This is a genomic window from Arthrobacter sp. zg-Y179, assembly GCF_020907345.1.
Lineage (GTDB): Bacteria > Actinomycetota > Actinomycetes > Actinomycetales > Micrococcaceae > Arthrobacter_B > Arthrobacter_B jinronghuae.
Genome location: NZ_JAJJOB010000010.1, coordinates 341,237 through 361,746, shown reverse-complemented (window position 1 = coordinate 361,746; position 20,510 = coordinate 341,237). Strand labels below are relative to the sequence as shown.

At 64.8% G+C, this 20,510-nt stretch carries 19 protein-coding genes and 2 pseudogenes; 14 read left to right on the top strand and 7 right to left on the bottom strand.

The window, feature by feature from the left end; translation table 11 throughout:
* Positions 1 to 27 precede the first annotated feature (27 nt).
* The 5 genes and pseudogenes from LOC56_RS12950 to LOC56_RS12930 all read left to right on the top strand — a co-directional run.
* Positions 28 to 1,089 carry a restriction endonuclease gene (locus LOC56_RS12950; protein WP_229952646.1) on the top strand — a complete coding sequence of 354 codons (1,062 nt, stop codon included), beginning with the start codon at positions 28 to 30 and terminating at the stop codon, positions 1,087 to 1,089.
* Between the two features lie 9 nt (positions 1,090 to 1,098).
* Positions 1,099 to 2,205, top strand: a complete 1,107-nt coding sequence (locus tag LOC56_RS12945) for a hypothetical protein (RefSeq protein ID WP_229952645.1) — start codon at positions 1,099 to 1,101, stop codon at positions 2,203 to 2,205.
* An 86-nt stretch (positions 2,206 to 2,291) separates the two neighbouring features.
* Positions 2,292 to 3,557, top strand: a complete 1,266-nt coding sequence (locus tag LOC56_RS12940) for an arginine deiminase (RefSeq protein ID WP_229952644.1) — start codon at positions 2,292 to 2,294, stop codon at positions 3,555 to 3,557.
* 288 nt (positions 3,558 to 3,845) lie between these two features.
* Positions 3,846 to 5,294: a basic amino acid/polyamine antiporter gene (locus LOC56_RS12935; protein ID WP_331460946.1), complete on the top strand. Its 1,449-nt coding sequence runs from the start codon at positions 3,846 to 3,848 to the stop codon at positions 5,292 to 5,294.
* Positions 5,295 to 5,320: 26 nt separating this feature from the next.
* Positions 5,321 to 5,480 (top strand): annotated as a pseudogene (locus LOC56_RS12930) (arginine deiminase); the annotation flags it as partial.
* A gap of 141 nt (positions 5,481 to 5,621) precedes the next feature.
* On the opposite strand, the gene LOC56_RS12925 reads toward LOC56_RS12930, so the two are convergent.
* The gene (locus LOC56_RS12925; protein WP_229952643.1) at positions 5,622 to 6,035 is read right to left on the bottom strand and encodes a hypothetical protein; all 414 of its coding nucleotides are present in this window, start codon (positions 6,033 to 6,035) and stop codon (positions 5,622 to 5,624) included.
* A gap of 125 nt (positions 6,036 to 6,160) precedes the next feature.
* Here LOC56_RS12925 and LOC56_RS12920 point away from each other — a divergent pair.
* Positions 6,161 to 6,268 (top strand): annotated as a pseudogene (locus tag LOC56_RS12920) (arginine deiminase family protein); the annotation flags it as partial.
* Positions 6,269 to 6,313: 45 nt separating this feature from the next.
* Here the strand turns inward: LOC56_RS12920 and LOC56_RS12915 are convergent.
* The 5 genes from LOC56_RS12915 to LOC56_RS12895 form a co-directional block, all read right to left on the bottom strand.
* The gene (locus LOC56_RS12915) at positions 6,314 to 7,483 is read right to left on the bottom strand and encodes a serine hydrolase domain-containing protein (RefSeq protein ID WP_229952642.1); all 1,170 of its coding nucleotides are present in this window, start codon (positions 7,481 to 7,483) and stop codon (positions 6,314 to 6,316) included.
* Positions 7,480 to 8,454: a glycoside hydrolase family 68 protein gene (locus LOC56_RS12910; protein WP_229952641.1), complete on the bottom strand. Its 975-nt coding sequence runs from the start codon at positions 8,452 to 8,454 to the stop codon at positions 7,480 to 7,482. The genes LOC56_RS12915 and LOC56_RS12910 overlap by 4 nt, the downstream gene beginning before the upstream one ends.
* Positions 8,455 to 8,488: 34 nt before the next feature.
* Positions 8,489 to 9,313, bottom strand: coding sequence for a carbohydrate ABC transporter permease (locus LOC56_RS12905; protein WP_229952640.1), 825 nt, complete (start codon positions 9,311 to 9,313; stop codon positions 8,489 to 8,491).
* Complete coding sequence (locus LOC56_RS12900) at positions 9,313 to 10,233, bottom strand: carbohydrate ABC transporter permease (RefSeq protein WP_442860106.1); 921 nt, start codon at positions 10,231 to 10,233, stop codon at positions 9,313 to 9,315. Before LOC56_RS12900 ends, LOC56_RS12905 begins: the two co-directional genes overlap by 1 nt.
* A 65-nt stretch (positions 10,234 to 10,298) precedes the next feature.
* The gene (locus tag LOC56_RS12895; protein ID WP_229952638.1) at positions 10,299 to 11,660 is read right to left on the bottom strand and encodes an ABC transporter substrate-binding protein; all 1,362 of its coding nucleotides are present in this window, start codon (positions 11,658 to 11,660) and stop codon (positions 10,299 to 10,301) included.
* Positions 11,661 to 11,808: 148 nt separating this feature from the next.
* On the opposite strand from LOC56_RS12895, the gene LOC56_RS12890 reads away from it, so the two are divergent.
* The 8 genes from LOC56_RS12890 to LOC56_RS12855 all read left to right on the top strand — a co-directional run bounded on the left by LOC56_RS12890 (position 11,809) and on the right by LOC56_RS12855 (position 19,168).
* On the top strand, positions 11,809 to 12,837 hold the full coding sequence (locus LOC56_RS12890) for a LacI family DNA-binding transcriptional regulator (protein WP_229952637.1): 1,029 nt from the start codon (positions 11,809 to 11,811) through the stop codon (positions 12,835 to 12,837).
* A 74-nt stretch (positions 12,838 to 12,911) separates the two neighbouring features.
* Complete coding sequence (locus LOC56_RS12885; RefSeq protein ID WP_229952636.1) at positions 12,912 to 13,532, top strand: phosphatase PAP2 family protein; 621 nt, start codon at positions 12,912 to 12,914, stop codon at positions 13,530 to 13,532.
* 194 nt (positions 13,533 to 13,726) lie between these two features.
* Entirely contained in the window at positions 13,727 to 14,905 is a 1,179-nt protein-coding gene (locus LOC56_RS12880) for a YkvI family membrane protein (protein WP_229952635.1), read from the top strand.
* A gap of 138 nt (positions 14,906 to 15,043) precedes the next feature.
* Positions 15,044 to 15,538 carry a hypothetical protein gene (locus LOC56_RS12875; protein WP_229952634.1) on the top strand — a complete coding sequence of 165 codons (495 nt, stop codon included), beginning with the start codon at positions 15,044 to 15,046 and terminating at the stop codon, positions 15,536 to 15,538.
* Entirely contained in the window at positions 15,535 to 16,539 is a 1,005-nt protein-coding gene (locus tag LOC56_RS12870) for a hypothetical protein (protein WP_229952633.1), read from the top strand. Before LOC56_RS12875 ends, LOC56_RS12870 begins: the two co-directional genes overlap by 4 nt.
* Complete coding sequence (locus LOC56_RS12865) at positions 16,490 to 17,074, top strand: hypothetical protein (RefSeq protein WP_229952632.1); 585 nt, start codon at positions 16,490 to 16,492, stop codon at positions 17,072 to 17,074. Before LOC56_RS12870 ends, LOC56_RS12865 begins: the two co-directional genes overlap by 50 nt.
* On the top strand, positions 17,065 to 17,511 hold the full coding sequence (locus tag LOC56_RS12860) for a hypothetical protein (RefSeq protein ID WP_229952631.1): 447 nt from the start codon (positions 17,065 to 17,067) through the stop codon (positions 17,509 to 17,511). The genes LOC56_RS12865 and LOC56_RS12860 overlap by 10 nt, the downstream gene beginning before the upstream one ends.
* A 448-nt stretch (positions 17,512 to 17,959) precedes the next feature.
* Positions 17,960 to 19,168 (top strand): alpha-hydroxy acid oxidase, encoded by a 1,209-nt coding sequence (locus LOC56_RS12855; protein WP_229952630.1) that lies wholly within the window; start codon positions 17,960 to 17,962, stop codon positions 19,166 to 19,168.
* Positions 19,169 to 19,219: 51 nt separating this feature from the next.
* Here LOC56_RS12855 and LOC56_RS12850 read toward each other — a convergent pair whose 3' ends face one another.
* Positions 19,220 to 20,485 (bottom strand): MFS transporter, encoded by a 1,266-nt coding sequence (locus LOC56_RS12850; protein ID WP_229952629.1) that lies wholly within the window; start codon positions 20,483 to 20,485, stop codon positions 19,220 to 19,222.
* Between the last annotated feature and the right edge of the window lie 25 nt (positions 20,486 to 20,510).

Sequence of the window (20,510 nt, the reverse complement as noted above, 5' to 3'; positions counted from 1 at the left end):
ACGGTAACAGCTAGGGGAGGTGGTTCTATGACGGCATGGATGGTGAGGGCTGGCAGCGCGGGAGAGCGCGAACAATGGGCCTTGGATAACGGTTACACGGGCGCTGGGTATGGCGACGTCGACTCTCTAACCGATTGCGTCACTCGCGAAGATGTGGCGCGCAAGGTGAGCCAAGGTATTCCCAACAGCTCGAGCGGCGCTGTGAAGAATTTCGCGGCACAGCTGTGGGCGCTGAAGGACCGCATGGAAATAGGCGACTTGGTTGTGATGCCCTTGAAGCGAACCTCGGAGGTCGCCATTGGCAGCATCGACAGCGAGTACACCTACTTAGACGATCCGGACCCTCAGCGCAGGCATGTGCGCCGGGTGACGTGGAAAGTCACCGATCTCGCCCGATCGCGGATCAAGCAGGACCTGCTGTACTCCCTCGGTGCCTTCTCTACGGTTTGCCAAATCCAGCGTAACGACGCCGAATACCGGCTTCGCGCGTGCATTTCAGGAGGATCCGATCCAGGGGCGCGCGTGGGTTCATCCAAACCCATACTTGTTCCGACCCCCTCAACTCCCTCAGTCCGGATGGATGACCCCGAACTTGTAGAACCCCCGGTGGATGTCTCGCGGTACGCCGCTGACTCCATTGCGAGCCGGCTCATCGAGGCCTTCTCCGGACACAAGATGGAAGGGCTTATCGCCGATATCCTCCGGAGCGCGGGTTACGTGTGCACTGAGCACGGTGAAGGAACCGACGATGGGATCGACATTGTGGCGGGGAAAGGAATCCTCGGCCTCGAACCGCCACGGTTGATTGTGCAAGTGAAAAGCCAGGCATCGCCGGTGGATTCGCCTACCGTCTCGCAGCTGCACGGTTCGCTGGCAATCCACGGCGCGGACCAGGGCCTGCTCATAGCGTGGGGCGGTCTCACCAGACAGGCCAGGAAATTGCTGGAATCCCAACGCTTTGCCATTCGGGTTTGGGACGCTGATGAAGTGGTGGCGCAGCTGCAGGAGCACTACGGCTCCCTCCCGGCCCGGGTGCGACGCGAACTTCCGCTCAAACAGATCTGGACGCTGGCCGACGAAGCCGGGTAAACCGGGGACATGGGACAGATCCTCATCCGGCAGCCGGACGGCACGTGGCGCGAGCCGGACCCCGCCGGGTATGCCGCCGAAGCGGAGCTGCAGCAGATCCTCGCCGAGCACCCGGAGCTCATCCCGGGCGTCAGCGCCGACGCCGTGACCTGCCGGGAGTTCCAATCGGCAGCCGGGCCGGCCGACGTGGTCGTTGTGGATGCCGACGGACAGGTGACGCTCGTGGAGTGCAAGCTCGCCAGCAACCCGCAGATACGGCGCGAGATTGTGGGCCAGATGTTCGACTATGCCTCGCGTTTGTGGAAGATGGGCATCGAGGACTTCGATGCCCGCTGGCAGGATCGGACCAGTCGATCACCGTTCCCTGCCGACGAGGACGGCGTCCGGCTGCGGGACGCCGTCGCCCGGAATCTCGAGCAGGGCCGGTTTCGGATTGTCCTGGCTGTCGAGGCGATCAACGAGCCGCTGAAGCGGATGACCGAATACCTCAACGCCATGTCCGGACCGGAAACGTCGATCATCGCCATCGAATACGCCCGGCTCAGGCAGGGCTCGATCGAGATACTGATGGCCCAGACCTACGGCGAGGAACTAGCGGATGCGAAGTCGGCATCGGCCGCCCAGAACCGGACAGTGTGGGATGCAGAGACATACCGGGAGTGGCTGGAAGCGAACGAACCGGCGTCGGTCACGAACTTCGTCGCCATCGTCGAAGAGGCCACCGCCCTTGGGCTTAAGTTTGAAGGCTCCAGTGCGGTCAGCCCGTCCGGCGGACTAAAGATCCACGACGCGCAGGGGAGGCGGCTCGGTACGGTGTCTCTGTTCCACTTCTCGGGGCAAGGCGCCTCGGTGGAGTTCAATCTCATCCCGATGACGCGGCTGCCCGACGACGAGTGGCCGGCGGACACCGCGATCGAGGCCTTCCTGAGCGAGCTGGAAAACACGCCGGGGCTGGTCGACGTCGGCCGGAACCTGCGCTCCAGCAAGTTCACCACCCGCCGACCGAACGTGTCGCTGGCATCGCTGGATGAGGAATCGGTGCGGCGCGGATTGCAGGTGCTGAGGCTGCTGCGGGGGAGTGGTGCAGTTCCGCCAGGCACGCCGCCCCGGTCCTGACCTCGAGGGTGGCATCCGTCACCGATTCGGCCCCCGCCCCTCCGTCTGCAAGGATGCTGGTAAGCCTGCTGATAAAGGAGTTCCCCATGCCTTCCCCCACCTCCACCCCGAACGCTGCCACCTACGGGGTGCACTCGGAGGTCGGCAAACTCCGCAAGGTCCTGGTCTGCGCCCCGGGCCTGGCCCACGAACGGCTCACCCCGACCAACCGGGAAGACCTGCTCTTCGACGACGTGATGTGGGTGGAAAACGCCCAGCGCGACCACGCGGACTTCGTCACCAAGATGGAAAACCACGGCGTGGACGTGGTGGAGCTGCACGACCTGCTCGGCCAGACCATGGACCTGCCCGAGGCACGGACCTGGCTGCTGGACCGGAAAATCGTCGCCAACCGGGTCGGACTGGGACTGGTGTCCGGCACCCGGGCCTTCCTGGATTCACTGACCGGCGCGGACCTGGCGCGGTACCTCATCGGCGGGCTCGCGACGTCGGACCTTCCCGCCGACTACCGCACCGGTTACATTGCGCTGGCCCGGGAATCCTCGGGCCGGCCCGAGTACCTGCTGCCGCCGCTGCCCAACACCCTCTACACCCGGGACACCACGTGCTGGGTCGGCGGCGGCGGGCTGACGCTGAACCCGCTGTACTGGCCTGCCCGGCACGACGAGACCCTGCTGATGCAGGCCATCTATAAGTTCCATCCCGAGTACGCGGCGTCCACCGTGTGGTGGGGCGACGGGGAACAGGACTGGGGCCAGGCCTACCTGGAAGGCGGGGACGTGATGCCCGTGGGCAACGGCACCGTGCTGATCGGCATGGGGGAGCGCACCTCCCGCCAGGCCATCACCCAGCTCGCGCAGTCGCTGTTTGCCGCCGAGGCCGCCGAGCGGATCGTGGTGGCCGGCATGCCCAAGCTGCGGGCCGCGATGCACCTGGACACCGTGTTCACCTTCGCCGACCGGGACCTGGCCACCATCCACCCGGCCATCGTGGACGGCATCCACGCCTTCACCATCCACCCCTCGGACCGCAGCCCCGGCCTGGAGGTGCGGGACCACCGCGACCGCCGCTTCGTGGACGTGGTGGCCGAATCCATGGGCTACAAAAAGCTGCGGCTGGTGGAAACCGCCGGCGACTACTCCGCCTCCGAACGGCAACAGTGGGACAGTGCGAACAACGCCGTCGCCCTGGAACCGGGCGTGGTGTTCACCTATGACCGCAACACCCAGACCAACGCGGCGCTGCGGAACGCCGGCGTCGAGGTCATCCCGATTGTCGGGGCCGAGCTCGGCCGAGGCCGCGGCGGCGGGCACTGCATGACCTGCCCGATCATCCGGGACGGCTTGGACTAACGACGACGGCGGCGTGCCGCGGCTGGCATGTGACCGCGGCCCCGGCCACGGTTTCGACGTGGACTCCAGCGAACGCACCGCCTTTGACGGGTGCACGCCTTTCCACTGCAGGGACCCCTTCGGCAACTGTCTCGAGGTGCTGGCCGCCGATTCGGACCCTGCCGTCTCCCTCTGAGAGGATTGTGGTGAGCCGCTGACGGAGGAGCCTCCGCAGGAAGCGGTCTGTCCCTCCACAGATGTCTAAGCGGTGTTGCCTCAGTGGCCGCAACATCCGATTGGAAAAGAACCGTGTCTAATGCGCCTGCTTCAGGGGACAAAGCCCCAGCGGCCAAACTCTCCCTGCTGACCCTCACCACTGTGGTGATCGGGTCCATGGTCGGGGCCGGGGTGTTTTCCCTGCCCCGGCGCTTCGCCGAGGAAACCGGGGTGTGGGGTGCGCTGGTCGCCTGGCTGATTGCGGGTTCCGGCATGCTGATGCTGGCTTTCGTGTTCCAGCGGCTGTCCATGCGCAAACCAGCGCTTGATGCGGGGGTCTTCGCCTACGCCAAGGCCGGCTTCGGAAACTACGTGGGGTTCTTCTCCGCAGCGGGTTACTGGGCCAGTGCCTGTGTTGGAAACGTCACCTACTGGGTGCTCACCATGTCCACGCTGGGAGCCCTGTTTCCGCAGCTGGGCGCAGGGGACACCCTCCTCGCCGTCGTGCTGTCCTCGGCCGGGCTGTGGGGATTCTTCTTCCTGATCAGGCGCGGCATCAAAGAAGCCACGGCCATTAACCGGATAGTCACGATCGCCAAGGTTGTTCCCATCCTGGTCTTCGTGCTGTTTGCTGTCTTCCTGTTCGACCCAGCCGTCTTCGCGGGAAACCTTACCGGTGCGGACTATACGGGGCCGCTGTTCGAGCAGGTCAGCAACACGATGCTGGTGACGGTCTTCGTTTTCCTCGGTGTCGAAGGTGCCAGCGTGTATTCGCGCCATGCCCGACGGCGGGAGGACGTTGGCCGGGCAACCGTCCTCGGATTTCTGAGCGTCTTTGCCATCTTTGCCTCGGTCACGATCGTTTCCTACGGCGTCCTGCCGATGGAACAGCTCGCCGAGCTGCGCCAACCATCCATGGCGGGTGTCCTGGAGGCCGGGGTGGGATCCTGGGGGCTGGTGTTCGTCAGCGCAGGCCTGATCATTTCGGTGATGGGGGCTTACCTGGCCTGGAGCCTGATGGCAGCGGAGGTTCTGTACGTGGCCGCCACGGAGAAGGACATGCCGCGGTTCCTGTCCCGGGTCAGTAAGGACGATGTCCCGGTCAACGCCCTGCTGCTGAGCACCCTGCTCAGCCAGCTGGTAATGGTCATCACCTACTTCTCCGGGGACGCCTTCGACTTCGCACTGGACATGACCGCGGTCTTGACGTTGTTTTCCCTCCTTTTCGCGGCCCTCTACGCCCTCAAGCTCGGTTGGAGCGGGGAAACGTATGAAGGAGCCCCGAGCCGCACCCGGCGGGGCGACCTGGCCATTGCCGTCGTCGCCACCATTTATTCAGTGTTCCTGGTCTATGCCGCCGGGCTGCCCCTGGTGCTGCTTTCGATGATCTTCTACGCCCCCGCCACCGTCCTGTTCGTGATTGCCCGCCGTGAACAAGGGCAGCGCGTTTTCCGGGGAGGGGAGCTGGTTCTTTTCCTCATTACTTTGGCAGGAGCCGTTGCAGGCGTGCTCGCCCTGACCAGAGGCTGGATAGCGCTCTGAGCAGAGGGCGTGCCGCGTCCTGCGGTATGCACCCGGAGGTGGGCAAGCTGCGCAAGGTTCTGGTTTGTGCCCCGGGTCTGACCCACGAACGGCTCACGCCGACCAACCGTGAAGACCTGCTGTTCGACGACGTCATGTGGGTGGATCGTCCAGCGCGACCACGCGGACTTCGTCGCCAAGCGGCGGCCACTGCATGACCTGCCCGATCATCCGGGATGGGCTCGACGACGACGACGGCGGCGCGCGTCCGGTGGGTTCGTCGGCCGACGACGACGGCGGCGCGGGCGGGGCATAGTCACCTCGAGCTCGCCGGCGTCGCCCATGGGTTTACCTAGCCGGCAGACTTCGGGCAGCACCGGCAGTGTCGGCAACCGGCTCGATGTTTCTATCCGCAGCTTTCCGGGCCGAGACGTTCCGCCAGTGAAGGACCACTGCCGCAATGATGAGCGGGACGTGGATGGCGGGGAGATTTCTGGCCAGCCATTGAGGCAAATAGATGTCGGTGACAGACCCGGAACTATCTCCGAGATCTCGTGCCACCGCCGTAAGCGGGCAGTGAAATCCGTTGCCGGCGAAGACCAGAACCTCCATGGAAACCACAGCGGCCGCGATTCCTGCTCTCCGGTCAGACCGCTTCCGGATGCCGGCGACCAGAACATAAAGCATGCAGCTTTCAATGGTGACCCACGCAAACGTGTGAAACACCTTCACTGCTCTAAGTAGCCCGCCGCGTTCATCCATGCCTCATTGTCGCGCCCGCTCTCGGGAAAGTTAGTACTGATTCCTTCCTTTCATGACACCGGCAGTGATGCAGCTGAACACCGTGTCCACCTTGCCGACCGGGAATGACAGCAACACCCAGACCAACCAATGCGGCGCTGCGGAACGCCGGCGTCGAGGTGATCCCGATTGTCGGGGCCGAACTCGGTCGCGGCCGCGGCGGCGGACACTGCATGACCTGCCCGATCATCCGGAAGGCATCGACTAACGACGACGGCGCGCTCGGCGCACCCCACGCGCTAGCGCTCCACCACTTTCCGGAGCGCATCGACAATGCGGGTAGCCCGGTCATCGTCCCCGGCTTCCATCCAGTTGGTGACAAAGGCAAAGCTGAGGTCCAGTCCGGGCTCGGCAAAGGCCACTTGGCCGCCCGCACCGTCGTGCCCGAACCCCTCCACCGAGACGTAGCGGCGCGCACCCGAATCCAGCTGGAATCCGGCGCCCCAGCGCGGCCACGGAGCGGGTGCGGGGAACACGGGTTCCCCTTCGCTGCGCACCTCGGTGGCCTGTTTGAGCACCGCGGGGTCCAACCGGCTGGTGACGTCGGTGTCATGGATGGCAGATGACCAGGCGGCGGACAGACCCCGGGCAGTAGCAACAGCACCGGCACCCGGGAATTCCGCGGCCCTGACATCGGGACGGTTGAAACCGGCATCCGAGCCCACTAGTTCCTGGGGGAAGGCACTTCCGAGTGTCATCGCGGCGCTGGGCCAGTTCGGTTCACCCGGCCGGCCCTCGGCCTGCTGAGCGCGGACCGACTCGCGCAGACTTTCCGCTGCTTCACTGTGGGCGATGTTCGTCTGGTGGTCGACTGGCACGCCCAGGCGTAGATGAGCGCCCAGGGGATCAGCCAGCGTTTCGGCGAGGAACTTCCCCGGCATCTTCCCGGTGACGCGGCGGATGATCTCGCCGCTGAGCCAGCCGTGCGTCAGCGCGTGGTACCCGTAGCCGGAGCCGGGCTGCCACAGAGGTTCCTGTTCCGCGAGCAGGGTGGTCATGGCGTACCAGTCGAGGGCCTCCGCCAGCCCGACGGATGTCCGGAGGGCTGACACCCCGGCCCGGTGGGAGAGTGCATCACCGACGGTTACTGTGTCTTTGCCGTTGGCGCCGAACTCGGGCCAGATATCGGTGAGTGGCAGCTCGTAATCCAGCTTCCCGGCCTCGACCAGCCGGGCGATGAGGAGCGACATGATCCCCTTGGTGCAGGAGAAGACCACCGTGGACGTATCGCTGGTCCAGGGTGCGGAGCTGCGTGCGTCCGCCACTCCACCCCACAGGTCGACCACCGGCTGTCCCCGATGGTGCACCGCCAGGGCGGCGCCCATCCGAGGCCGTCCCTCGAAGGCAGTGGTGAAGGCTTCCCGCACCGGCTGGAACCGTTCCTCCACCGTCCCGTGGATCCCGCTCATGCGCCGACCTCCGTCCGGGCGAGCGAGAGAGACCCGTCAGGCGCCCATTCCAGGGGCAGCGGATCCGAGATCCCTCCGATGAAGGTGCCGTCGCTGTCGACGTTCTCAAACGCCATCAGCGCCCACTCACCGGTCCTGGTGCGGACGGCACGGCCGGCATAAAGGTCTTCGGTTGTCAGCTGGACGGCGGAGGCAACATCCATGGGCTGGTCGAGCAAATCGGTATCGAGGGGCAGTGCCCAGATCCCGCCTTGGACCCCGTCAGCCTCCCGCTGGCCCGCCAGATGGGCGGTATCGCAGGAGAAGAGCAGAACAGGCCGATCTTCGATGGTCACCAGCTGAATCACCTCGAGATGCGCGAACCCGGCGCCCGGTTCGCTGAGCGGAGGCTGGACCGTCCAGTGCTGGAGGTCAGTTGACGTGGCGTGGCCGATGACTCCGCGGTCCCGTCCAGAACCGGCCCGTGACCGGGCGGTGAGGAGCATGTGCCAGAGTCCGTCGGCATCGCGGTGGATCCACGGGTCCCGCCAGGCTTCTTCGTGCCAGGTGTCGTCTCCGAGGGTTTCATACCAGCGGGGATCTGCCGGGAGGTATCCCGCTTGCTTGGTCCACGACATCAGGTCGGTGGAAACGGCCCGGCCTACCGTTTCCACATTGGTCACCGCATCGGCGGACAGGAAGCGGGTGCCGGTGTAGAACATGTGCCAGGAGCCGTCGTCGGCGCGGACAACGCTGCCGGTCCACGTGGCGCTGGCATCGAAGTCGGCGGTTCGTCCCGGTTGAAGTACGACGCCGTGGTCCACCCACCGTTCGAGATCCACGGAGGTAGCAAGCCCGATCCGCGCGTTCCGATGGCGAAGGTCCGGGTCCAGCAGGGATTTCGGCGCGTGGAGGTAGTAGAGGTAGTCTTCGACGCCGTCGGTGGCGTGCCAGAAGTCCCAGACCCAGTGGTCGGTACGGGTGAAGCTCATGGTGCGGATCCTTAGTTCGGTAAGAGGTGCCGTATCAACCCTTGACGGCGCCCTGCAGCAGGGCGCGGACAAACTGGCGCTGGAAGATGAGGAACACCACGATGGCGGGCGTGATGATGAGCAGGGCGCCTGCATTCAGGAGCGGGATACTCAGGGAATACTGCCCCTGGAAGAAGGTGAGCGCTCCGGCCACGGTGCGGTCCAGCGGATCGGCAATGAGCACCACCGGAAGCAGGAACTGGTTCCAGGTCCAGAGGAACAGCAGGATGGCCAGGGCCGAGAGTGCGGGCAGGGCCAGGGGCAGTTGGATCTGCCGGAACTCCTGCAGGACTGATGCGCCGTCCACGCGGGCGGCTTCGGACAATTCCCGGGGCACATTGATGAAGTGGGCGCGCATCCAGAAGACGCTGAAGGGCATGAAGAGTCCCAGAAGCGGGAAGATCACGGCCCAGGACGTATTGAGGGTGCCCAGGGACTGGGACTGGTAGTACAGGGGAATGATCAGCGCTTCGAACGGGATGGTCAGGCCTGCAATGAAGAAGATCAGGACTGCCCGGCCGCCCTTCGGGGCCAGCGCGCCGAGGGCGTAACCGGCGAGGGTGGCGATGAGCATGGACGCCGGCACCACTCCCAGAACAATGAATGCGCTCGACTTCATGAGCCGCCAGACGTTCCCCACCTCGAACGCCGTGACGAAATTCCCCCATTGCGGGTCTGTGGGCCAGACAATGCCGGTGGGATTCCGATCCGCCGGCTGCAGGGCCGCGGACAGCATGCTGATCAGGGGCAGCAGGGTCAGGATGAGAGCCACCGCAAGCAGCAGCCGGCCGAGTATCAGTTCACTGCGGCTGGTACGCATCAGTCGTTCACTTTCGAAAGTCGCTGGATGGGAAGGACCACAAGCAGGACGAGCACCATGAGCACAATGCCGAACGCTGAGGCCAGTCCGACGTCGCTCTGTGTGAATCCGATCCGGAAGATCGAGATGCCCGGGACGAGGGTGGTGCGGCCGGGGCCGCCCTGCGTGGAGGTGTAAATGATGTCGAAGCTGCTCAAGGCGGCAATGATGGTCAGTGTCGCGAGGACGGCGATTTCCTGCCGCAGTCCGGGCAGCGTCACGGTGAAGAACTCCCGCCACCAGCCGGCACCGTCTAAGCGGACCGCTTCATAAAGGGACGAGTCGATCTTTCCGATGCCGGTCAGCAGCAGCACCGTGCACAGCCCGGTCAGGACCCAGGAGCCGATAAGCCCGACGGCGGGAAGCGCCGTGCCGTAGTCGGCCAGCCAGGACCTGGTAATGCCGCCGAGGCCGACGGCGCTGAGGAACTGGTTGACCGTGCCGGTCTGCGCGTACATCCATGACCAGGCAATGCCGGCGGCGGCCAGCGGCACAATCTGGGGGAGGAAAAGGATGGTCTGCGCCGCGGAGGACAGCAGGCCCTGCCGCATCGACCTGATCAGGCTGGCCAGGATCAGCCCCACACCGATGGGTATGAGGGTGAAGTAGATAATCAGCGTGACCGCATTCAGGATGGAGCCGAGCAGGGCGGGATCCGTGAAGACCTGGAGGTAATTGCCCAGGCCCACGAAGGTGGAGACGCCGACACCGTTCCAGTCATAGAACGAGTACTGCAGCCCCATGGCGAGTGGAACGATGACGAAACCGATGTAGACGGCAAGGGCGGGAAGGAGCATCAGCCATGCCACGTAGCCGGCGCGGCCCAGCGGTTTGCGTTTGCTCTGTTTGGTGGCGGCCACTACCGGCCCTGTCGGCGTCATATCTGCGGCTGTGGGTTCGCCACCGCCGGAACGGCGGCGGACAGGACCGGTGGCGGCCTTCTGCATTAGTCGCTCACTTCGCTCTCGTAGAACGCCTGTACGCGGTTGACGAACTCTTCACCGGTGATCTCGCTGGTCACCAGCAGTTGTGACTCAGGAATGATGGACCCCGCGTAAATGCCGGCGGTGGTGTTGGACATGAAGTCGACCTGGCCGTTTTCCTCACCCACCTGGGCAGCCATCTCCAGAGCGGAAGCGATCAGCGATCCTTCCTCCACAGACGGCTGTTCCAGCGACGGATCGCCGCCGGGGGAGGCACCCGTGACGTCGGAAATGATCTGGCGGGCTGCAGGGTCCGTGTGGATCCAGTCGAGGAAGTACGTGGTGGTGTCCAGGTCATCGGAGCCTGCCGCTACGGAGAACGAGTTGGCGGCTCCCATGGCAACGTGGTCGCCACCCTCCTCGACCGGCGGGACCAGGAAGAAGGCGACGTCGTCGCCCAGGGCCTTCTGGTAGTTGGCTGCCTCCCAGTTGCCGTTGAAAGCAAAGAGGCCGTCGCCTTCAGAGAAACGGCTGACGAAGGTGAAGTAGTCGATGGCGTTGATGTCGGAGGGGAAGTATCCCTTGTCAGCCCAGGTGCGGATCACTTCGGCGCCCTCGATGTTGCCTTCGGTGGCGTACGAGCTGCCGGGTTCATTGAACATCCAGGAGAGGAATTCCTCTTTGTCCGCGTACTGGTTCATGGCCGCCTGAATGGCAAAGTTCACCACGCCGTCCTTGTCTCCGGCCATGATGGGCTGGACTCCGCCGGCCTTCGCCGTGGCCAGATCCTCTTCGAGCTCGGCCATGGTTTGCGGAGGACCATCGATACCCAGCTTCTCGGCGTTGGCGGTGTTCATAAAGATGCCGGTAACGCTGTAGCCCAGACCCACTTGATAGAGGGGCCCGGAACCGCGCGTGCCCTCGTCGTTCATGCGCAGCGGTGCCAGCTGCGACTCCGGCCAGGCGTCCCATCCGTAAGCCTCGGCGTACGGATCAAGGTTGGCGAGCAGACCGTCACGGGCAGTGTCGCCGATGGTGGGCAACCGGATCAGGTCGGGCGGGTTGTCCCCGGCAAGCAGTTTGGGGGCGTTTGCCGTGAGGTTTTGGAACGTGTCACGCGTGACCTCAAAGGTGACGTTGGGGTGCTGCTTGGTGAACTCCTCCGCCAGCTTGTCAGTCACGGGAAAGCCCGTCTCGTCGGCGATCGTGATGGTGACTTCTTCGGAGGTGAGTTCCGTGTTCACGTCAACGCTGGCATCGGAAGAATCGGCAGCCGGTCCGCTGCTGCCCGGAGCGCATCCGGCGAGGGAGATACCGGCGGCGGCCATGAAGGCAACTACGGCAATGGGACGACGTCGCCCGGCGCGCCACAGAGATGAATACATGCTTGACTCCTTTGTCGATGATTCGATTCGCTGCCATTTAGCCACAGTGCTAAATCCATTCAGCACATAGCCTGTGGCGTGCTGGCCAATAGCGCAAGTGAGTTTTCCAAGTAGTTATGGAGCGTTAGCATTCAAGCCAGGAGGAAATGTGGCCACCACTAAGCGTGTGACCCTTGCCGACGTCGCACGTCGGGCAGGTTTATCATCTTCTGCAGCGTCCCTGATTCTTAACGGGCGTCCAGATACCAGGCTGTCCAAAGACGCCCACGACAGGGTCAACCGGGCGGCCGCCGAGCTCGGCTATCGGCCGAATGTAGCGGCACGCAGCCTGCGGATAGATAAGACGCAGACCATCGGTTTTGTTTCGGACACTGTTGCCACAACGCGTTTCGCCGGCGGACTCATCAAGGGAGCTTTGGCAGCGGCACAGCAAGCGGGCCACGTCATCCTGCTGGCCGAGACCGGCGGGGACCCAGCGCGTGAAACCCAAGCTATCGCCGCCCTGCTCGATCGGCAGGTGGACGGAATTGTTTTTGCCACAACCCGGGCACGTGAATTGTTCATTCCCGACCTGCAGGGAAACACACCGGTGGTGCTGCTCAATGCCATCAATGAACACTATGCAACGTCGGTTCTGCCTGACGAGGAACGGGGAGGTCGCGCGGCGGTCTCCCTCCTGGGAGACGCCGGCCACGCTGCGGGCATCGTCCTTCTGGGGCATAACGAGCTGACGGAACGGGATGTCTTCCGGTCAACGACCGTTGCGCGTCGGATTTCCGGAATCCGGGCCGAGATGAAAGATAGGGGACTGTCTTTTGATCGGGAGGAATCAATTTGGGATTGGGAACCTCACCATGGTTTCGCATCGGTGAATGCCCTGCTGAATGAGATGCCGAACCTCAAGGCACTCGTCTGCCTTAACGACAGGCTGGCGTTCGGGGCGTATCAGGCACTCGCCGAGCGGGGCCTCCGGGTGCCGGACGATGTCTCGATTGTTTCCTTCGACAATGACGAAATCGCCTCCTACCTTCGCCCGGGCCTGACGACCGTCGGGCTTCCCCATGAAGAAATGGGTGCACGCGCGGTCCAACTGCTCCTGAACGGTGAAGAGCGCGGCGAGCATCTCATAGAAATGCCCGTCATTATCCGTTCCTCAATTCGGCCGGCATCGACCTGAAGCTGATGGCAGGGCAGGTGCCTGTCCGGACGACGCGGCCTCGAACGCCAACCCCGCCCCCGTAGAATCGACGGATGTCCGAAACCCTGCAGCCCACCGCACCGCCCGCATCACGCGCCGCCACCACCTCCACCCGCCTGGCGCGCATCGTCACGGAAGCCTCCGCCCCGGCCGTCCTCGTGGGAATCCTCCTGCTGCTGCAGCCCCTGCTCAGCCCGGGCGTGACCTGGCTGCAGGGCATCGTCGCGGCGCTGTTCACCGTGGGGCTGCCCTTCGCCGGGATCCTGGTGCTGAAGCGGCGCGGCAGGGTGACCGACCATCACGTGGGCGTCCGGACCCAGCGCGCTCCGATCCTGGCCGCCTCCGCAGTGTCGCTGGGCATCGGCGCACTGCTCCTGGTCCTGCTGGACGCCCCGGCCGCAATGTTCGGCGAAATCGGCGGCGTCTTCATCGGCATGATGCTGTGCCTGGCGGCGAACCTGGTGTGGAAGCTCTCGGTGCATTCCGCCGTCGCCGCCTACGTCGGGCTGGCCCTGCTGGCGCCCATCCCGGCGGTCGGCGCGGCGCTGGCCCTGCTGCTGGCCTCGGCCACAGGCTGGTCCCGGGTGAAGCTCGGCGACCACACCCCCACGCAGGTCCTGGCCGGACACATCGCCGGCTGCCTGACCTTTGCTGCTGCCCTGCTGCTGCCCTGATCCGCAGTCCGGAAAGCGCTTCTTGCAACCATAAGTCATGTTACAAACACTTAACGATCTCCGCCCCTGCAATTTGCTTTTAATAGGCCGTTCCAATTAACAGAAGTTTGAGCGAAATACAAACCCGCTGAATCCGGATGCCCTGACACCCGAAGCGACGCGGGGCACCGTGACGCTTGTCATAATGTGGACGAATGACTCAGACAGCATCCAAAAGCGTTCGTGCCGGCACGGTCATCACCATGATGGGGGCAATCCTCGCCTACCTGATCGGCTCCGGTTTCGCCACAGGCCAGGAGGCCCTGCAGTACTTCGCGTCCTTCGGTGCGGTCGGTGCAGCCGGTGCCCTGGTGATTAGTTTTTGCCTTTATTCCTACGTCACGGCGGTGGTTCTCCGCGATGGCCACAACCTCCGGTTGAAATCCGGAAATGCGATCTTCGAATATTACTGCGGAAAGTACATCGGCAAATTTTTCGGCGTTTTTACGCCCTTGTTCTTCTTCTGCCTGTTCGGGGTCATGCTCTCCGGGGCCGGTGCTGCCCTCAACGAGCACTTGGGCTGGAACAATCAGGTGGGAATCCTTGCGATGGCGGTGGTAGTGCTGCTGACCGTGATGATGGGGCTTGATGGCCTGGTGGGCATTGTGTCCAAACTCGGTCCCGTTATCGTCGCCCTGTGCCTCGTCGTCGGCATCATCGGTATCGCCAGGAGCCCGCAGGGCATCGCGGCATCAGCGGATACCCTCCCCACCATCGACGTTCTGCAGGCGGCCCCGAACTGGGCCGTGTCAGGATTCAACTACCCGGGACTGGGGATCCTGATGCTGGTCCCGTTCCTTGCAAGCCTGAGCACACGAGTCCGCAATGACAGGGAAGCCGTCACCGCCGGACTGGCCGGAGCCATGACGTTTGTGGCGGCGGTTGCCGTGGTGGCTTTCGGTCTGCTGGCCAACATCGGTGACGTGTATGACAAGCAAATCCCCATGCTGTGGATTGCCAACCAGATTTTCTCCGGCGCTGGCAGCATCTTCTCGGTGGTCCTCTTCGCAGGCATTTACACCACGGCCGTTCCGCTGCTGTGGACAGCGATCAACCGGATCGAGACAAACGACAGGAGCAACCGGGCAAAGCTGTTCGCCCTCATTGCCACGGTGGCTGCGGTGCTGTTGGCGCAGGTGCAGTTCGCGGAACTCGTCAACGTCCTGTACCCGGTTGCCGGTTACCTGGCACTCCTTCTGGTGGGGTGCATTGTCATCCGGCAGATCCGAAACATCCGGGCCCGGAAGCGGGGGACCGACGTCTACGCCGTTGCGTTCGAGCGGTTGCCTGAGGAGAAGGCAGCTGCTGCGCCCCAAGACGTCCAGGTCGGGTAGCCCGGCGAACCGCTGCAGCTCCCGGCAGCCCACCCCGGGGCCAATCCACAGTTTGCGATAAAGTCAGGGGCAGTCTCTTCACACAAATTGGACATAGGCAGGCACGCAAAAGATGTGTGGAACAACGATGGGGAATGAATGACAACGCGCTATAGGAAGTCCGCCGGTGAACGGGCCACCTCAAAAGCAGTGGTCGCCGCCCTACGCCTGGGCGAGCACGTCACCTTCGATGAACTGCTGGCCGCCGTGACTCGAACGCACGGAAAACCCATTGAACTGCGCGACATCGACTCCGCCGTGATTCCTTCCGTCACCGGTCTCTGGATCGAGAAGGACACGAAGTCGATCATCCTGCTGCCCTCCGGCGACAACCGGCTGCACCGCACCCACGCCGCCTGCCACGAGTTCGGCCACATCCTCCTGCGCCACCAGGGATGCGGCGGAGTGGAAACGGCCATGCCGTCCGTGTTCCAGCACGTCGGCAGCCGCCAGGGAATCCGGCGGATGCTCGCGCGGTCCCTGACCTGGAACGAAACCGAACGCGCCGCCGAGCAGGTGGCCTACCTCCTCTCGCTGGCCCTGCTGCCTCGGGAACGCGGCAGCTCCAGCACCTTTGAACGGACCTTCCTGTGATCACCCTGCAGATGATGCCCGCGGCCGCCCTCTGGACGCTGGTGATCATCCGGCTGGTGGGCCTGCGCTTCGGCTGGAAGCTTGGCATCCTGCCCGGCATGGCCGCCGTGGCCACCGGCGCCACCCTGAACATTGACCAGGTCTACCTCTTCGTCGATTCCCTGCTGGGGGAGCGGAACCTGCTCAACCTGATCGTCCACCTGTTCATGGGCGCCGGCATGACGGAACTGAGCCGCCTGCTGCTCAAGGCCACCGGCAGAACCGACGACGACGGCGGTCGGCACGTGAAGGTACTGATCGGCATAGGACTTGTCCTGGCCTTCATTCAGACGACCCTGCTGCTGGTGTCCGATACCCCGGGCTCCGCCACCAACTTCACCGACACCTTCGCGTCCATCCCCACGATCGCCCCGTACCAGGCGAGCTTCTTTGCCTGGATCGGCCTGGTGCTCGGCTACACCGGCATCAAATGCCTGCGCCGGGACAAGAGCGGGGAATCCCGGGAATTCGGCATCGGCCTGGGTATCCTCAGTGCCGGGTGCCTGGCTGGTGTCGGCGCCGTGTCCGTGAAAATGCTGCTCATCGGCCTGGAATTTGCCGGCGTTGAGGCATCCTTCGGCCTCTACCTCGGCTACCGCATCCTCATGGCGCTGACCATGTTCGGCTTCGCGGTCGGGTTCGCCGTGCCGTCCTACGCCCGCCTCAAAACCGCCGCCGCCGCCCGCCGTCGTCGTGCTGAGGATCTGGATACCCTGCGGCCGATCGTGCGCCGCCTGATAAAGACCTGCGAATGCACCCGGGCCCTGGAAGCGGCCAACGTATCCCTCACCGCCCGCTCCTCCAAAACCCAGCTGTACCGCTGGTTCATCCTCATCGGCGACATCCGGGTCCTGGAACCCGGGCTGTTGTCGCCGGAGGAAACCCGCATCATTGACGAGATAGGCAGAAGAATTGAACACAACGGAACACCGGCCCGCCGCGCAGCTATCGCCGGCGGTTAGCTGGTACTCCAAAATCCTGCCGCCGGCCCTGGTGCTGGCCGTCCTCATCATTGCTGCGGGGATCGAGGCGGGGCTGGGACCGGTTGGCGTGCTCCTGCTTCTGGCCGCCGTCGTCGTTGTGCCCGGGGCGATCTACAAGGGCACCAAAGGGCTGTTCCGGCGCCGCGGGATACCTGACCGCTGGCGGGCCGCCCTGGTGGCTGCCCTGATGCTCGCCGGCGCCGTCGTCTGCTACCTCCTGCCCGTGGCCTCACCGGTGCCGGAAACGGTGACCGGGCTGCTGCTCGGCAACCTGGGCCTCGTCTTCTTCCGGCGCTGGCTCAACGTTTCGGCGCACGTTTCCGTGCTGACCTTCGGTGTGCTCTGGGTAATAGCGGCATACGGGGCGGGCTGGGCGTGGCTGTTGATACTATCGCCGTTGATGATCTTCAGCCGGGTGTCCCTCGGCGAACATACCTTGAGGGAAGCGCTGTCCGGCGCGGCCCTGGGACTGGCCACCTTCTGCTGTTTCCTCGCAGTTATGACATGGAGCTGAACTACGTGAATGATTTTGATCTTCCCCCGGAGCGCGCTGCGGGCCTCCGACGAGCCGAAACGCTTGCCCGGAAGATCAATCTCCTGCTGGACGTCATCATGTCCGACTCCGGCAAGCCCTTTGACTACCCGGCCATCAGGGACGGCGCGCAGAAAGCCGGCTACTACCTTTCCCGCACCCGGTGGTCGCTGCTGAAATCCGGCAAGGAGCAGGTGGTTCCGGAGGAAGCCCTGCGCGCCATTGCCGCCGTCTTCGACGTCGATCCCGACTACCTGCTGCAGGAAGACGGAAACCTGCCCGAGCGGGTCGAAGCCGAGCTGGAGCTGCTCCGCAGCCTGCGCCGCGCCGAGGTGCGGAACTTTGCGGCCCGGGCCCTGGGTCCGGTCGATCCGGAGGCCCTGAAGGCGATCGCGAAAATCCTGGACGAGGATCGCTAGACCTCCACCCCTGTGCTCGTGCGGCGTTCTTCGAAGCGTCACTGCGCTGGGACAACTTTGACCCGGGCACCGAGCGGTGGTAGCGTCTCACTCATGTCTCACACATGTGTGAGACATGAGTGAAAAGTCCATAAATGCGGACGGAGTGATCCTGGGCCGATGTGGATCCTTCGTGTATCTGTGGCTGGGGGGTCACTGCCGAAGTCTCCACCTCGAAGGCCTACAGGCCTCCGTTCCCGTTTGTCGGCGCGTTTCGGCGCGCTGTATCTGTAGCATCCGCTGCCTGTGGGGGGTCGGTGGAAGGCTGCAAGCGAAGCCAGCGGATATCCTCCGCTGGCTTCGCTGTTTAACGAAAAGGCATTGAGGCTGCGCGTAACGATCGGTCAACTCCTGCTCCATGGCAGTCCCGCCGTCTTAGACTGGCGCCAAGCCGAGCCAGAAAGCAGCCATGAAACGCCGAATTCCCCAGTACTCCGAACTCCGCGATCTCGTCCAGTTTCAGTCCTTCGACCTGGACCGCCGCCGTGCCCGCCTGACCAAGGCCACCAACATCTGGGAACTGAGGGACATCGCGAAGCGGCGGATCCCGGCCGCAGCCTTCGACTACGTGGACGGCGGTTCGTTCGGGGAGCATGCCCTGCAGCGCAACCGCGAGGCCTTCAACAACATCGAATTCGTGCCGCACGTGCTGCGCGATGTGACCAGCGTGGACCTGAGCACCAAGATCGCCGGCACCCAGTCGGCCATGCCCGTCGGCATCGGGCCCACCGGGCTGACTCGGCTGATGCACACCGAAGGGGAGGTGGGTGGCGCGCAGGCTGCGGCCGCCTTCGGGGTGCCCTTCTCGCTCTCCACCATGGGTACGGCCTCCATCGAGGAACTGGCCGCAACGGTGCCCGACGCCGCCAAATGGTTCCAGCTCTACCTCTGGAAGGACCGCGGACGTTCCCGGGAGCTGGTGCAGCGGGCTGCGGCGGCGGGGTACGGCGCGCTGATTGTCACGGTGGACACCCCGGTGGCCGGCGCAAGGCTGCGCGACACCCGCAACGGCATGACGATGCCGCCCACCCTGACCGCCAAAACCATTCTGGATGCGTCCTACCGGCCCGAGTGGTGGTTCAACTTCCTCACCACCAAACCGCTGGGCTTCGCCAACTTCGAAGGTGAACGGGTCTCCCTGGCCGAAACTGTGAACACCATGTTCGAGCCCTCGCTGAACCTCGCGGACTTGGACTGGCTGCGCGAGACCTGGCCGGGCAAGCTCATCGTCAAGGGCATCCAGACGCCCGGCGACGCCGTCGAGGTCCTGGCCCGCGGCGCGGACGCCCTGGTGGTCTCCAATCACGGCGGCCGGCAGCTGGACCGTGCCCCGGTGCCGCTGCGGATCCTGCCGTCCATCCGGGCCGCCGTCGGACCCGAGGCGGAAATCATCCTGGACTCGGGCATCATGTCCGGCGGCGATATCGTGGCGGCGCTTGCTGCCGGCGCGGACTTCACGCTGATCGGCCGGGCCTACCTGTACGGGCTGATGGCCGGCGGGCGGCAGGGCGCCGAGCGCACGCTGGAGCTGCTGCGGACGGAAATGACCCTCGTGATGCAGCTGCTCGGCGTCACGAGCGTGGCCGAGCTGCGTCCGGAGCATATCCGCAGCGTCTGACCCCGGTGGCTTGGCACCGGGGATTGCAACCCGCGGGCGCCGGCCGGCCGGTCAGGACGCGGCGTCGGAACGGGCAGCCCGGAGTCCGTCGGCTTGCGGCGTGCCGTGGTTTCGGGTGCGGGCAATGGCCCCGGCAGCGCTGATTCCGCAAGCGGCTGCGGCTACGGCAAAGGCCAGCCCGAAACAGGATGCTTCGATGAGCGCGCCGGTCAGGGACGCCCCGGCGGCCTGCCCGAGAATGAGGCTGATGAAGAGGGCCGATGTGCCGGCTGCGCTGCTGCTCGCCGTGGCGGTGGCCCAGATGATGAGGACCGACGTCGCGGCGGTGTAGGCCAGTCCGAACAGTGCAGCCGTGGCGAAGGAGATCCCGGTACTCCCGGGTGCGAGGGCCATACCCGCCGTTGCTGCCGCGGTGGCCAGCACCGTGACCGGCCAGGTGAGGCGGATCGAGTGCCGGGCCAGCCACGGTGCGGTCAGCACTGCGGCCGCGCCGCCAACGCCAAGGGCAATCCAGGCTCCGGCGGACAGCGCGACGGGCATGCCGCCCTGGTCCTCGAGCAGGGTGCGTCCGTACACCCAGACTGCGGCGCAGCCGATGCCGTAAATGAACGCTGCGGCGAGCGGCCATTTCAATGCGCCCAGGCCTAGCCCCCGCTGCTGGCTTCCGCTGCGCTGCCGCTGCCCGGCGTCGTCGTTCCCGCCCGCGCCTTCTCTGCTGTCTTGAAGACCCGCGTTCCCGCGGTTCCGCGAGACGTCCCCAAGCAGCACGCCGATCATCCCCGCCACTGCGATCACCGCGATCAGCACCCACGCCAGCCGCCATGCGGGCCCCAGCAGAAGTGCGAGCAGCCCGGCTGCGACTACACCGAAGCCGGTGCCGGAGTTCACCACCGACTGCCGCTTCGCCGCGGAGAAAGGCTTCGTGTTCCGCTGCACCAGTTCCACCAGGGCGGGGGAGGCAAACCCTGCCCCGATCCCGGCCAGCAGTACGGCCGCGGCAAAGAAGCCCGTGGACGGAGCCGCGGCAATAGCGGCCGAGCCGAGTGCCGCCGTCGACCCGGCCAGAATGGTCATCAGCCGCGGATGCCGCGGCGCGTACGCAAACCCCAGCCCGGCCGAGACGCAGTAAATCACCGAGGCGCCGGAGGAGAGCAGCCCGCCGACGGCCGGGGTCAGCTCGAAGGAGGCGGAGAAGGCCGGCAGGAACAGGCCGTAGCCCAGCCGTGCCAGTCCGTAGGTCGCGGCGATAAGGGTCACCGCGGCGACCGCGAAAAGCGGGCCGGCGGTTGGAACAGAAGGCTGTAACGGTCGTTTCATTGAAACGTACGTTATATGCTGTCGG

Coding starts and splice junctions, on each gene's coding strand:
- LOC56_RS12950 (WP_229952646.1), top strand. CDS start 28: ATGACGGCATGGATGGTGAGGGCTGGCAGCGCGGGAGAGCGCGAACAA.
- LOC56_RS12945 (WP_229952645.1), top strand. CDS start 1,099: ATGGGACAGATCCTCATCCGGCAGCCGGACGGCACGTGGCGCGAGCCG.
- LOC56_RS12940 (WP_229952644.1), top strand. CDS start 2,292: ATGCCTTCCCCCACCTCCACCCCGAACGCTGCCACCTACGGGGTGCAC.
- LOC56_RS12925 (WP_229952643.1), bottom strand. CDS start 6,035: ATGGATGAACGCGGCGGGCTACTTAGAGCAGTGAAGGTGTTTCACACG.
- LOC56_RS12915 (WP_229952642.1), bottom strand. CDS start 7,483: ATGAGCGGGATCCACGGGACGGTGGAGGAACGGTTCCAGCCGGTGCGG.
- LOC56_RS12910 (WP_229952641.1), bottom strand. CDS start 8,454: ATGAGCTTCACCCGTACCGACCACTGGGTCTGGGACTTCTGGCACGCC.
- LOC56_RS12905 (WP_229952640.1), bottom strand. CDS start 9,313: ATGCGTACCAGCCGCAGTGAACTGATACTCGGCCGGCTGCTGCTTGCG.
- LOC56_RS12900 (WP_442860106.1), bottom strand. CDS start 10,233: ATGACGCCGACAGGGCCGGTAGTGGCCGCCACCAAACAGAGCAAACGC.
- LOC56_RS12895 (WP_229952638.1), bottom strand. CDS start 11,660: ATGTATTCATCTCTGTGGCGCGCCGGGCGACGTCGTCCCATTGCCGTA.
- LOC56_RS12885 (WP_229952636.1), top strand. CDS start 12,912: ATGTCCGAAACCCTGCAGCCCACCGCACCGCCCGCATCACGCGCCGCC.
- LOC56_RS12880 (WP_229952635.1), top strand. CDS start 13,727: ATGACTCAGACAGCATCCAAAAGCGTTCGTGCCGGCACGGTCATCACC.
- LOC56_RS12875 (WP_229952634.1), top strand. CDS start 15,044: ATGACAACGCGCTATAGGAAGTCCGCCGGTGAACGGGCCACCTCAAAA.
- LOC56_RS12860 (WP_229952631.1), top strand. CDS start 17,065: ATGGAGCTGAACTACGTGAATGATTTTGATCTTCCCCCGGAGCGCGCT.
- LOC56_RS12855 (WP_229952630.1), top strand. CDS start 17,960: ATGAAACGCCGAATTCCCCAGTACTCCGAACTCCGCGATCTCGTCCAG.
- LOC56_RS12850 (WP_229952629.1), bottom strand. CDS start 20,485: ATGAAACGACCGTTACAGCCTTCTGTTCCAACCGCCGGCCCGCTTTTC.